General features: G+C 24.3%; 12 protein-coding genes and 1 pseudogene. 5 read left to right on the top strand and 8 right to left on the bottom strand.

What is annotated here, in order from left to right; translation table 4 throughout:
• Positions 1–104: 104 nt before the first annotated feature.
• Both AAHM96_RS03105 and AAHM96_RS03100 read right to left on the bottom strand, forming a co-directional pair.
• Positions 105–1,082 carry an IS3 family transposase gene (locus tag AAHM96_RS03105; protein WP_342272932.1) on the bottom strand — a complete coding sequence of 326 codons (978 nt, stop codon included), beginning with the start codon at positions 1,080–1,082 and terminating at the stop codon, positions 105–107.
• Positions 1,083–1,169: 87 nt separating this feature from the next.
• Positions 1,170–1,376, bottom strand: coding sequence for a hypothetical protein (locus tag AAHM96_RS03100; RefSeq protein WP_342273554.1), 207 nt, complete (start codon positions 1,374–1,376; stop codon positions 1,170–1,172).
• Positions 1,377–1,547: 171 nt separating this feature from the next.
• Between AAHM96_RS03100 and AAHM96_RS03095 the strand changes: the two are divergent.
• A pseudogene (locus AAHM96_RS03095) lies at positions 1,548–2,178 on the top strand (IS5 family transposase).
• Positions 2,179–2,498: 320 nt separating this feature from the next.
• Here AAHM96_RS03095 and AAHM96_RS03090 read toward each other — a convergent pair.
• From AAHM96_RS03090 to AAHM96_RS03075, 4 genes are all read right to left on the bottom strand, one after another.
• Positions 2,499–2,774, bottom strand: a complete 276-nt coding sequence (locus AAHM96_RS03090; RefSeq protein WP_342273553.1) for a hypothetical protein — start codon at positions 2,772–2,774, stop codon at positions 2,499–2,501.
• 220 nt (positions 2,775–2,994) lie between these two features.
• Positions 2,995–3,324, bottom strand: coding sequence for a hypothetical protein (locus tag AAHM96_RS03085; RefSeq protein WP_342273552.1), 330 nt, complete (start codon positions 3,322–3,324; stop codon positions 2,995–2,997).
• Complete coding sequence (locus tag AAHM96_RS03080) at positions 3,287–3,943, bottom strand: rolling circle replication-associated protein (protein WP_342273551.1); 657 nt, start codon at positions 3,941–3,943, stop codon at positions 3,287–3,289. Before AAHM96_RS03080 ends, AAHM96_RS03085 begins: the two co-directional genes overlap by 38 nt.
• A 230-nt stretch (positions 3,944–4,173) precedes the next feature.
• Positions 4,174–5,556 carry an MFS transporter gene (locus tag AAHM96_RS03075; protein ID WP_342273550.1) on the bottom strand — a complete coding sequence of 461 codons (1,383 nt, stop codon included), beginning with the start codon at positions 5,554–5,556 and terminating at the stop codon, positions 4,174–4,176.
• Between the two features lie 522 nt (positions 5,557–6,078).
• On the opposite strand from AAHM96_RS03075, the gene trxA reads away from it, so the two are divergent.
• Together trxA and AAHM96_RS03065 are read left to right on the top strand one after the other, a co-directional pair.
• Positions 6,079–6,420 (top strand): thioredoxin, encoded by a 342-nt coding sequence (trxA, locus tag AAHM96_RS03070; protein WP_342273549.1) that lies wholly within the window; start codon positions 6,079–6,081, stop codon positions 6,418–6,420.
• Between the two features lie 10 nt (positions 6,421–6,430).
• Complete coding sequence (locus tag AAHM96_RS03065) at positions 6,431–7,255, top strand: HAD family hydrolase (RefSeq protein ID WP_342273548.1); 825 nt, start codon at positions 6,431–6,433, stop codon at positions 7,253–7,255.
• A 106-nt stretch (positions 7,256–7,361) separates the two neighbouring features.
• Here AAHM96_RS03065 and AAHM96_RS03060 read toward each other — a convergent pair whose 3' ends face one another.
• Positions 7,362–8,339 (bottom strand): IS3 family transposase, encoded by a 978-nt coding sequence (locus AAHM96_RS03060; RefSeq protein WP_342272762.1) that lies wholly within the window; start codon positions 8,337–8,339, stop codon positions 7,362–7,364.
• Positions 8,340–8,439: 100 nt separating this feature from the next.
• The gene (locus AAHM96_RS03055; RefSeq protein ID WP_342273547.1) at positions 8,440–8,574 is read right to left on the bottom strand and encodes a hypothetical protein; all 135 of its coding nucleotides are present in this window, start codon (positions 8,572–8,574) and stop codon (positions 8,440–8,442) included.
• Positions 8,575–8,693: 119 nt separating this feature from the next.
• On the opposite strand from AAHM96_RS03055, the gene AAHM96_RS03050 reads away from it, so the two are divergent.
• Together AAHM96_RS03050 and AAHM96_RS03045 are read left to right on the top strand one after the other, a co-directional pair.
• Complete coding sequence (locus tag AAHM96_RS03050; RefSeq protein WP_342273546.1) at positions 8,694–9,557, top strand: hypothetical protein; 864 nt, start codon at positions 8,694–8,696, stop codon at positions 9,555–9,557.
• A gap of 40 nt (positions 9,558–9,597) precedes the next feature.
• On the top strand, positions 9,598–13,593 hold the full coding sequence (locus AAHM96_RS03045) for an ABC transporter permease (RefSeq protein ID WP_342273545.1): 3,996 nt from the start codon (positions 9,598–9,600) through the stop codon (positions 13,591–13,593).
• Positions 13,594–13,607: the final 14 nt, after the last annotated feature.

The following is a 13,607-nucleotide window of genomic DNA, read 5'->3' as shown; positions in this document are numbered from 1 at the left end:
TTTTTTAATAGGTTTTTGTTTATTTTTTAAAAAGTAATATGTTGATCTGTTTAATTGAAGAGGTGGTTGGCCCTTAATTACTGGACCATTTTTGATATAAAATTCTAAATTTTAATTTGTAAAATTGGTGGTTTTAGAAATTTAGAATGTATTCTTTCATAATTATAAAACATAACATATTGATTTACATCATTTATAGCTTCATTGATGGATAAATATTGATTTGATCCTTTAGGTAGTCATTCTTGAGATAAATGAGAAAATCAGTTTTCAGATAATACATTACCACCAATATCATAAGGTTGTTTTTTGCTTAAAATTATTTGTTTATCCTCTGCTCATTTTGTGATATCTTGACAATAAAATTCGTTGGCGTTATCTGAATGTAAAATAACATTTTTTACTTGATTTCAAGAAAATTGTTTGTTGATTTTTTCAAGAGCAGGAAGAATTAAATCCTGATATGATTTATTAGGAGCAATATTATAACTAACAATATTATTTGAATAAAAATCAATAATTACAAAAAGATATAATCATCCTTCTTTAGTATTTATTTGTTTAGTGTCCATTGATCAAATTTGATTTGAAGAGGTTGTACTTTTATAATCTTTGTTTACTTTATCCATTGTAGGTATTCACTTATTTGGATTTTTTTTGTTTTTAGGATAGTTATTTTTAGTTTGTTTTAATCCTTGAATATTGTGTTCTTTCATAATTTTTCGCATTTGTTTTATTGATAATTCTATATTTAAAATGATATTTTTTTCTTGTTTTAATCACTCTTTAAAAGCTGAAAAAATTCTTAAATATCCATAAATTCTGCCTTTTCTTGTAGAATGAAATTCGATTAAAAGTTGGCATATTTTTTGATATTTATGATTGCATTTAATAATATGATTTTCTTCTTTTTTAATAGGTTTTTGTTTATTTTTTAAAAAGTAATATGTTGATCTGTTTAATTGAAGATATTGACATAGGTTTCTAATTGAATATTGATTTTTACAATCATCAATAATTTTAATTTTTTCTTTGATATTTAATTTGTTAATTACTAATGCTATTTGTTTAATTTTATCCATTAATAAAAATCCTTTCAGGTTAAAATTAGTGTTAATTATATAACACAATTGTTTTTAGAATACATTCAGGTTTTTTAAATTAATGGTCTAGTAAAAAGGGCTAAGTGGCAAGTGGCCCAACCACCTTCCTAACTTTTTACTAAATAACAAAGAATTAATAGAACCTAAAATTGGGTCTTTTAAATATTGACCATAATAAGCACTAACTCCTACCATAGCACTTAATGGACTTAATCCAGTTCTTAAAATTTTAGTTAAAGTATAATTACTAGTTTGTTCTAAATCATTAGGCATAAATAAAACTCCTTACTTTATATACTAATAAGGAGCTTATTTAATTTTTACTTATTTCTTTTATTTTCTTTTCTTATTCGTTCCATTTCATTAGCAACTCTATAAGAACCTGTTTAAAATCTTTTAGAGAATAGGATAAAATGATTATATATTTTAAAATAAGAGGTATATATGTGTAAAAATTATCCTAGTAATGTTAGCAAAGAGCAATTTGAAAATATAAAATCAATTTTAGAAAATACTAAAAAGAGAACTAAACCAAGAAGTTTAGATTTATATTAAGTATTTTGTGCAGTTTTATATGTATTAAAAAGTGGTTGCCACTAGTTTTTGTATAATTGATTCACAAAGTGTTAAAAATACAGATACTACTAAAAATAAAGGTTATGATGCTGGTAAAAAGATTTCAGGAATAAAGCGTCATATTGCTGTTGATTCTCAAGGTTTACCACATGCAATTTACATAACCACAGCAGAAAAAACAGATCGTAATAGTGCTATAATAATGATTGAAAATGAAAAAGAGAATCTTTCTGCAGTTCAAAAAATACTAGTAGATGCTGGTTATACTGGTGAAAAATTTGCTTCTAAAATTAAAACAATTATAAATGCAAATGTTGAAGTTATAAAACGTAATGAATTACATTCTTTTGTAGTATTACCAAAAAGATGAGTTGTAGAACGAAGTTTTGCATGATTAGAAAAATGCAGAAGATTATGAAAAAATTGTGAAAAAAAATTAAATACTAGCTTACAAATGGTTGTTCTTGCCTTTATTTCAATTTTATTGAAAAGATTTTAAACAGGTTCTAACACATTTCACAACCATATACTTGTTCATAAGTTCAATCACTACACTTATGTCTCATAATTAAACTTACTTTCTTGTTGTCTCATTGCCTTATTTAAAGCAATATCTAATATACAATTAGGACAATAATAATTTTTAGTATATAAGTTTTGTAAAACTCTTTTAGGACAAATAACTTGGTCACAAAGTTTACATATATAAATTGCTAAATGAAATGCTTGCTCACATGAACAATTATCATTTTTAACCATAATTTAAACTTAACTCCTAACATATTAATAATTATTTAAAATTACCCTTTTAATAAATAACTATTTTCAATTAGAAAGTTTTTTAATATTACAGCTTAAATCAAGTTCAAGTGAATAAAAATTACCAACTTTTAAATCAACAGCAGATAAACAATTATTAAAATCACTAGCAAATTCCGGATTATATCATTTATCACGTGTTTGACCAGTTGGCACGCTTGTTTGCTTATTTATTTCTACAAACTTCAAAACATCAAACTTCAATGTTTGACCTTTATTATTTTTATCGGGAATAATACGCCCTTTTTCAATATTAACTAACTGTACTTTAAACATAAAAAAATACTTAACCTCCTGAATTCATTAAATTAAAAACTTAATAAGTTAAGCATAGTAGGGTAAACGTATACTTACAAATTAAGTATAACACAAAAAAATAAAAATCAAATAAAAAAAAGCACTAATAAGAATTCAGGTAATTATTAGTGCTATTAACCATTATATATATATATATATATATATACAAGTAAAATTATAGAAAAAATTAGTTTTTTTTCTAATGTAAAACTCTTTTCTTAAAATCAATTTTCTCAACTTTATTACCAAAAATTTTCTCTGACCAAGTCAAAACATCTTTATCTCTTTGAATTAAATAACCAATTTCACTAGTCCGCAAATATTCTTTATACGATAAAGCACTTAAATATACATATCGTTCATAATCTTCATAGTCTTTAAAATAATCATTAACAACAGTACTTTCAATAATACCACCAATCATAACAGTATCACCATTACTATCTCTTTGAGTTTTAAAATAAAATACATTTGTTGCATTAAAACTTGCTTTAATTATATCTCCAATTGTTATTTTTTTTAATTCCACGAACTATAATAGGATTTTTACAATTACGACTAAAAGCATACGCTCTTACACCTACATCTGTCTGATTTATAGATTTAACATCATCCATTGCTTTTGTAACATATTTTCCTAAATATTTAATAACAAATTCATTTGTACCTTTTTTAACGACTTTTAAATCATTAAAACCGTGAGTTCATCATTCTAATAACATACTTTTATGTATCTTTCTATTAAAAATTATATGAAAATGAATAGCACCACGAGATTGATACTCATAAACATAAAAATATTTTAACTCCCCTAAATTTTCAAAACGTTTAGGGTCATTTCATCATTTCTTTAATTTAAGAAAAAATAAACGAATATCTTTCTTTGCTTTTTTAATATCTTGTATATTATCTTTATAAGTTAAAGTAACAAAACTCAACATTTTACTATCATAAAAATTATGTAAGGCTTTTTGAATTAAATTATTTTTAGTACGAACAGTATTATTTCTTAATTTTTGTTTATTACCAATATAAGATTTACCACTAACATTTCCAATATTATTTAAAAAAGAAATAGGTAATACTATATTTTTTACATAACAAGCATAAAAAACCTTTTTAACATAAAAATCTTGTTGAATATCCATATATAAAATTCCTGAATTCTAGGTTTTTAAAAACCAATTTTATATTTTTTAATAACAAACAAATCTTAACATAAAAAATTAAAAAAGCAAACACAAAACAATTGGGATACTTAATTTATTATAACACCGCAACTTTGAAAATAAATAAAATTTTATTAATTTTATTATTAAAATATCATTTTAAATAAAAAAATTAGCACCCTTATTATGGTGCTAATTTAATAATATTTTTATAATATTTTATTATCTTGATTTTTTGTTCATAGTAAAGCTAATGAAATAATAGCAGCAGCAATACAACCATAAAAGTAATAAAATACATAATCTCAGTTTTCATTACCAATACCAGCAATTACTACTTTTGAAAAAAGAGCATCACCAAGAAAATAACCAGATAATCCTGTAAATCCTGAAGCAGTAGCAGCTGCTTTCTTATTTGTTAGTTCAATAGCAGTAGCACCAATCATTGCTTGTGGCATATAAACACCAAAACCAGCAATCATTAAAGCAGTAATAAGCATAGGCATATTAGCACGAGGAGCAACTTGCAATAAAACCAGTCCACAAAGTGCAATTAATAATCCAAATATCATTAATGGTGCTTTACGATTATTAAAAAATCACTTAGCAAAATATGCTGCAGAAATACCACCAAATAAACCAGATAATTCAAAACAGGCAGCAAATCATTTACTATGTTTTAAATCTAAACCATGAACATCTTTCATTAAAATTAATGTTCATCCTGCCAGTCCTTGTCGTACAACATATACTCAAATATTAGCAAATGCTAATATTCATAAAAATTTATTTTTTAAAATATACTTTACAAAAATTTCTTTTCAATTAAGTTCTGCTTTTTCTTCTTTATGTTCTAGAACACCTTTTCATTTTTCAACAGTAGGTAACCCTTCTGCTTCGGGGCGATCACGTAATCCTCATAAACATAATAGAATCATAGCTAAAGCAAAAATACTAGGAATTCAAAAATATAAACCATAAATTGTTCCACCCGGATCAAGTACTGTTACTAAAGAAATAACAACAACTGGTAATAAAGCAGCACCAATATTTTGTCCTGAGTTTCAAATTCCAATACGTCCTGAACGTTCTTTATCAGTAAATCAATGAGAAAATAGTCTAGCTGTAGCTGGTCAACCCATACCTTGGAAAACAGCCAACATCGCAATCAAACTCAACATCATTACAAATGGGCCAACACTAATTTTAGTTCCAGCAAAAGCAACTACACCACCCATAATAATATTTAAAATAGAAGAAACAAATAATCCAACAATCATGATTACTCTTCCTGAACTACGGTCAGCGACATTTCCAAGAATAAATTTAGCACCACCATAAACAACCGCAAAAATTGTTCCCATTAAAGCATACTCCATTTTAGTTATGCTACCATTGCTTTCTAAAGCAGAACCCGCTACTGTATACGCTTGACGAGTAAAGTAGTAAAGAATATATGATAAAATGCTAAAACCAAAAACTTGATTACGTAAAATAATAAATTTTTTATTAACTTGCTTTAAGTCTTCACTAAAAATTTCTTTTTTTGCAGGTGGCTTAAAAACACATGCAAGTCTATTAAAAACAGACATTTTTTACTCTCCTTCTAAAAGGATGCATAAATTATAGTAACCCAAATAACCTGCTCTTAAAAACTTAATATAAACATACTTTAACACATAGGTTTTTACAATTTTTGTTTTTGTGGAAAAATAAATAATATTAAAAATTAAAAAATAACTCTCTACCAAACTATTTTTTTTGAAATACCATAAATAAATATTAACTCTACACCTTTTAAAATTCATTTACATCTATTTATTAAACAGTTTTATAAAATATACTAATAATTTATTTATCCCCTTCTCAAATTGTTTAGTCCTAACCTATATATTTCAGATTATAACAGATATATTCTAAAATTGAAAAGATATTTTTTTAATTTTAAACAAAATAATTTACAATTTTCTTATAAATTTATTCTAAAAAAATTATAAATATTTATATAGTAATAACTAAAATTAAAAAAATATTTTATCGTTTAATGTTTTAAAAATTAAAACTAATGATAAAATTAAACCATAAAATAAATTAAAAGAAAAGGTAGTGAACAGATGCATAATGAAAGCAAAATACAACATATTAATTCTATAAAAGAAGTTGAGCAACTTTTACAATTAAAAAAAATAACAGTAATTGATTTTTCAGCAGAATGATGTGGTCCTTGTAAAATGTTAGGGCCAAGATTTGAAAATGTTGCTAATGACGAAAAACACAAAAATATTAATTTTATTAAAGTTGATGTTGACAAAGCTAAAGAACTAGCAAAAGAGTATGAAATCCAATCAATTCCAACATTAATTTATTTTAATAAAGAAGGAAAAGAAGTTAAAAAAACTTTTGGTTTAGTTTCTGAAAAAGATATGACTAATATTATCGAAGAAATGGGAAAATAAGGTATTTATAATGGCTATTAAATTAATTGTTCTTGATCTAGATGGAACTTTACTAAAAAGTAGATGAAAAATTCATCCTAAAAATCTAATTGCAATTCAAAAAGCATATCAAAAAAATATTAAAGTTATTATTGCAACAGGAAGATCACCAAGTTCAACCATTGATATTGCAAAAGCATGTTTAATGCACGAAAAAACCGGTCATATTATTTGTTATAATGGTGGTAACATCCTTGATATTACTAATGATAATAGATTAGATATATTATATGAAAAATCATTAACAAAAGAGCAAATACAAACAATAGTTAAATTTGCTAATAAAAATAATTTAGCAATGTGAGGATATAGTACCGATAATAAAACAGGCTTAATTAATCGCAGATCACTAAAAGTTAAAATTATGGAAAATTTTAATAACCTACCAACTAAACAAATTGATGAGAATACCGATGAGGGTATGTATAAAATTTTATTATTTTGTAAAAAGAAAAAACAAGTTAATCCAATTTTAGAACAATTAAATACTATAAAAGATTTAGAACTTGCTACTTCTTCTCATAGTGTTATCGAAATTAATCCAATTGGTATTAATAAAGCTGCTGCTGTACAATTTTTATGCAAAAAATGAAATATTACTCCTGACCAAGTACTAGCTTGTGGTGATGGTATGAATGATTATAAATTAATAAAGTGGGCTAAATATGGTATTGCAATGCAAAATGCTCATCCTAATTTAAAAGAAATAGCATATGATGTTACTAGTAAAAATACTTGTGGTGGTGTTGCAAAAGCTATCGATAAATATGTATTTCCTAAATCAGAGTTTGAATAAATAATAGTTTAATTTTCTAATATAGTTTATTATCAAATATAACTTTAAAAATGCTGGTAATTGGGTGGTTGGCCCTTAATTATTGGACCATTTTTGATATAAAATTCTAAATTTTAATTTGTAAAATTGGTGGTTTTAGAAATTTAGAATGTATTCTTTCATAATTATAAAACATAACATATTGATTTACATCATTTATAGCTTCATTGATGGATAAATATTGATTTGATCCTTTAGGTAGTCATTCTTGAGATAAATGAGAAAATCAGTTTTCAGATAATACATTACCACCAATATCATAAGGTTGTTTTTTGCTTAAAATTATTTGTTTATCCTCTGCTCATTTTGTGATATCGTGACAATAAAATTCGTTGGCGTTATCTGAATGTAAAATAACATTTTTTATTTGATTTCAAGAAAATTGTTTGTTGATTTTTTCAAGAGCAGGAAGAATTAAATCCTGATATGATTTATTAGGAGCAATATTATAACTAACAACATTATTTGAATAAAAATCAATAATTACAAAAAGATATAATCATCCTTCTTTAGTATTTATTTGTTTAGTGTCCATTGATCAAATTTGATTTGAAGAGGTTGTACTTTTATAATCTTTGTTTACTTTATCCATTGTAGGTATTCACTTATTTGGATTTTTTTTGTTTTTAGGATAGTTATTTTTAGTTTGTTTTAATCCTTGAATATTGTGTTCTTTCATAATTTTTCGCATTTGTTTTATTGATAATTCTATATTTAAAATGATATTTTTTTCTTGTTTTAATCACTCTTTAAAAGCTGAAAAAATTCTTAAATATCCATAAATTCTGCCTTTTCTTGTAGAATGAAATTCGATTAAAAGTTGGCATATTTTTTGATATTTATGATTGCATTTAATAATATGATTTTCTTCTTTTTTAATAGGTTTTTGTTTATTTTTTAAAAAGTAATATGTTGATCTGTTTAATTGAAGATATTGACATAGGTTTCTAATTGAATATTGATTTTTACAATCATCAATAATTTTAATTTTTTCTTTGATATTTAATTTGTTAATTACTAATGCTATTTGTTTAATTTTATCCATTAATAAAAATCCTTTCAGGTTAAAATTAGTGTTAATTATATAACACAATTGTTTTTAGAATACATTCAGGTTTTTTAAATTAATGGTCTAGTAAAAAGGGCTAAGTGGCAAGTGGCAAGTGGCAACCACCATTACTAGTGGGGTAGTACATATAGTTTGAATCCATAGGTTGTAAATATTGATATTCATTATCAAAATTATTACTAAAGAATTTAATACAGCAGTTTCATAACATTTTCTTTTTTTCCTTTTTTTTTGAATATTTGAACACTATCTAAAACTAAATAATTGCATTATTTAATTTTAATAGTTTATAATTATAATAATAGCAAAGTTTATTTAAAGGTGAATATAATGTTACGTAGTAGTAATATTTTAAAAATTAATAGTATTAATAATTTTGAACAATTATTTATTTTTTTTGGTTTACCAGTTCTTTTTTTACTTTTAATTATGAAATTAACTTTTTTAATTACTATTAATTTTCATAAAAATAGTATTAATAATAAAAAAATATTTAATAAAACAAAAATCATTATTCTTCAATTTAGTTTATGATTTTTAGCACAATTTTGTTTATTTTTATTACCAGTTCAAGAAATGGTAATTAATATTAATTTTTTAGATTTAGAAAGTTTACCAATGCTATCATTGATTTCAATTTTACATTTATTTATTTGTTTTAGTTTTTTAAGCCGTAATAATAATCAGATTATGAAAGTGATGCCTTTTACTATTTTGTCAATTATTATAATTGCCATTATTTTACAATTTAATTTTACTATGATTAAAATATCATTACCATCAATAAATAACTTTGTTTCAATACTAATTTTAGTGTTCTTTTACTATTGATTAGGTTTTTTTTCATGAAAAATGTTTAGTGATAATTTATTTACAATTTTTAATTTAATGAAAAAAACTTGAGTGACATTATTTAGTAATTCTTCATTACCTAATATTATTAATAAACAATTTCCAGTAAAAGCATATACTAAAACTAAAATTATCATTTTAACATGGCAATTTAAAAAACAAATGTTTACTAATTTTGACCACCAAGTTTTTATTACTGATAATAATAAAAAACTTTTAATTGCTATTTTTAAGAAGAATTTAACTTATTTTTTAAGTGCCCAATTAACACTACTTATTACTAAAACTATTCAAGATTTAAAAACTTTAATTAATGGTTGAAAAATGGCTTTAATTCAATAACTTTTTTTGTTTTAAAATTTAAAAGAAAGGAAGAACGAATATGAAAAAACAATCATTTTTGCTTTTTAAAAATGCGTTTAAACAAGCATTTCGTAATAAAATTCAATTAGTTGGTTTAATTGTTTTAGTATTATTATCATCAACTATTTTTTCATTAATGCAAACAAGTTTAGCAAGAATTTCTGATGAATATTCAACATTAGTTGCAAAATCTAATTTACATGATTTTGTTATTGATTTATCTAATACTACTCCAAAAACTGTTTCTAATAAAATCTCAACATCAACAACTGCTGTTGATGAAAAGAATGATTTTGATATTAACAATATTGCAAATGATGCTGGTAATGAATTTATATGAGATCGTGTTGAAGGCAGAACTATGCAATTAGATAATAATAGTAATCCTAGAATTTTAAAAATATTAACTTATAATCAAGATGCTCGTATTGATAAATTAATCATTAGTGATGGTTATCAAATAGGAGATAGTAAAAATCCAGATAAAAATCCAAGTTGAAAACAGGTAGTTATTAATAAAGAATTTGCTCAAAAAAATAATTTGCATATTAATGATACAATTCGTGTGCAATCAGATCAATTAGGAAGTAGTTTAAAAGTTTCAGGATATGATTTAAATGATGCTGCTTATAGTAGTTATAATTGATTAAAAATTGTTGGATATGGTGTATCTGCTGATTTCACAACCCCAATTATTGATCAAACTACACCAATTCCAAATAAAACTCGTGAAGGTTTATTATACGTTGATCCAATGCAATTTGGTTTGAGTAAAAGGTTAGAAAAAAATAATTATATTTGATCATATGATAAAGCTAATGAAAAAATCACAATTTCTTCTGATAATGATCGCGAAATTTATTTTGTTGGAAAATCAACAATAGGTAAAATTAATGATATTAAATTAATTTCACAAAGTTTAAGAAGTAAATATATTAATACTATTGATTCTGATGCTGCTTTAGTATATAAGTTAGGAAATAATAAGTATACATTTAATAATCGTACTGCTACTTTGAATGCAACTATTATTGGATTTAAAAGTTTATTAATTGGTTTATTGTTAATTGTTTTAATTATTACAGGAATTACAGTAATATTAATTACTTATAAAAATATTGATAATTCACGAACACAAATTGGAATTTTAAAATCATTAGGTTATAGTAATATTAAAATTTTAATTACATCTTTAGCTTATCCAATGGTAGCAGCACTTATTGGTACTATTTTAGTGTTTTTACCAGCAAGTGGTTTACAAGTAATTATAGTTCAAACATTTGCCAACTATTTTAATCTAGATTTTGGTCGTTTTATTTTTGATGGTTTAGGATTTATATATTGTTTAATTTTAATATTTGGTTTTTTATCAATTATTGCATGAGTTATTAGCGCTTTAACAGTTATTAAAAAACCAATAGATTTAATTAAAAACGAATCAGCTACTGTTAATTCTCGCTTTAGTCGAATTATTAAAACAAAAAGTATTAATCGTGGATTTTTAACAAGATTCCGTTTATCACTATTTACATCATCAATTGGAAAAATGGCAGCAGCATCATTAACTATGTTTTTAGGAACAACGTTAATGACAACATCTATTATTGGTCCAAAAATTATGGCTGATAATAAATTACTTTCTTTTACTGGTATGAATTATCACTCCTTAGTTGAATATGACATTCCGACTTATAATTCTCCATATAGTTTTTATAAAACTTATAATCCAAATAATAAAGATGATTGAACTTATACTTCTACTGTTGATAGTACTACTGGTGATACATATTGACATCCACCACGTTTTGATAATTCTGGACCATTAAATGATACTTTTGTTAAAGAATTATTAGAAAATAATATTAATGCTGAAGCATATGCTCCAATGTCAGATGAATCTAATCCCCGTGGTGCTATTAGTGATTTAGGATATACTGGTTTAACGTATTTAAATGGTAAAATGCTTACTAAAAACTTTTTAAATGGATTAGATTCTAGTGATATTAAAGATGCTTCTGTGATTGTTGGAATTATGGTACAAATGGCTTGACCAAATGCATTACCAATGTATGACACAGTTTTAAAAAATACTAATATTAACAGTTTTTATAGTGAGAATACTTATAATATTATTAGAAAATTTTATCAAAACTATCGAACAACAGTGGCAATGAATATTAGTGGTACGATTTCAAAGACTGGTAAGATTAGTACTAATCCTAATGATTTAGATATTACAAAATTCAAAGATTGAGCAAATAGTAATATTCCTGCTTACAAAAATGCCTCAAGTAAGGGTCCTACTTTTATTAATGATATTGATAATTTAAGTTTTGATACTAGCGATAAATTATATCCGTGACATTTAACTAATGAAACACAATTATTGAATAATAATGCATCTGAAATTAGTGACAAAGAGCGTGATAGTTGAATTAATAAAGTTGGAATTTGATTTGGTGCTTTATTTTATAATAGAATGGGACAAACTGTAGTGCAAGGTGCTTATACTAAAAGCCCATATTTTATTCGTCAAAATATTGCCAAAGCTTATAGTGATCCCAATGCTCCTTTTAATGTTGCTTTTAATGTTGTGCCTTTTGATAAAGAAACTGATGAATTAGGAACTTACTTTATTGGTACTCCTGAAAAATTATTTAAACAGAACAAATATTTAATGAAAGTTTATGGTTTACAAAATCAACAACAGTTAGGCAAACCTTCAATGATGCAATTATATGATGCTGGAGGTTCTTCATTAAATCCACTTTTAGAACAAGAAAATAGTGATGATAGTATTAGTCTTGTTATTAATCAAACGATTGCTAAACAATTAAATTTAAAAATAAATGATGAATTTAAAATGAGTAGTAATGGTAATACTATGAAATTTAAAGATAATAATAAATTGAAACCTTTTGATTTGGATAAAATTAATATTGATAACATTGTTGGTGATAGTAAAAATGTTAATAATGTTACATTATTAAGACAACAAACTGGTTATACACAAGTTGATGAGTTAAAGGATGGGGCTTATGATAATATGGGTATTAATGTTACAAATATGTTAAAAGAAGTTACTGCTGGTAAGGTTGTTAATTCTTATAATGATAAGATAAGTTCTAAAACACCAACGTATAAAGTAGTTGGTATATATAATGGTTATGGTCAACCTAATGCTTATATTAGTAAAACTAATGCTGATAAAGTTTTATCATTTAATAAAACAAAAGAATTTTTATTTTTATTATTTAAAAAAGAATGAGAAGACAAAAAAACAACTTGTGATGTTGATTTTGGTAAATTAAAATCATTTAATGAATATCAAAATTTTCTTAATCAATTAAATGATCCCGTTATTTATAAACTTAATCAAATATTTGAAAATGAAAATCCAATTTTTAATTTTAAATTTTCAAATTCGCAATCATTACCAGATATAACTAATTCATTTTCAACTTCGCAAATGTATGGAGATTACAGTGCTTTTGGTTTAAATGGTGGTACTGATGGTTCTGGTACTTATCAAGGTTATGGTGCAGGTAGTGCTGTTAATATTACGCCACAAGATATCCATCATCAGTTGTTAAATCAAATTACTGCTTTAGTTGATACAGTATTGGTTGCATTTATTATCTTTTCATTAATCATTTCGTTCTTTATTATTTTATTAACAAGTAATTTAGTAATTTATGAAAATCGTAAAACAATAGCAACAATGAAAACACTTGGTTATAGTGATGCAAAAATAACTAATATTGTTATTGGTATGTATTTACCAGTGATTGCTGTTATGTTTGTTATTGGTTTTCCCGTAGGATGAATAATTGTTAAGTTTATTCTTAACTATTTAGCTGCTAATACAACATGGGTTTTACCATTATTCTTTGTTTGATGATTACCGCTTGTGGTTGGTTTAATTGTCTTTGGTATTTATGCAACAACCTTTATTATTGATTGATATGCCATGAAGAAGATTAATCCAATTAAAACTTTAAATGAAATTGATTAAAAGCAGAAGGGAAT

Source organism: Spiroplasma endosymbiont of Acasis viretata, assembly GCF_964031275.1.
GTDB classification, from domain to species: domain Bacteria; phylum Bacillota_I; class Bacilli_A; order Mycoplasmatales; family VBWQ01; genus Spiroplasma_E; species Spiroplasma_E ixodetis_A.
Note: the sequence above shows the minus strand (reverse complement) of the source record. Positions and strands in the feature narration are given on the sequence as shown.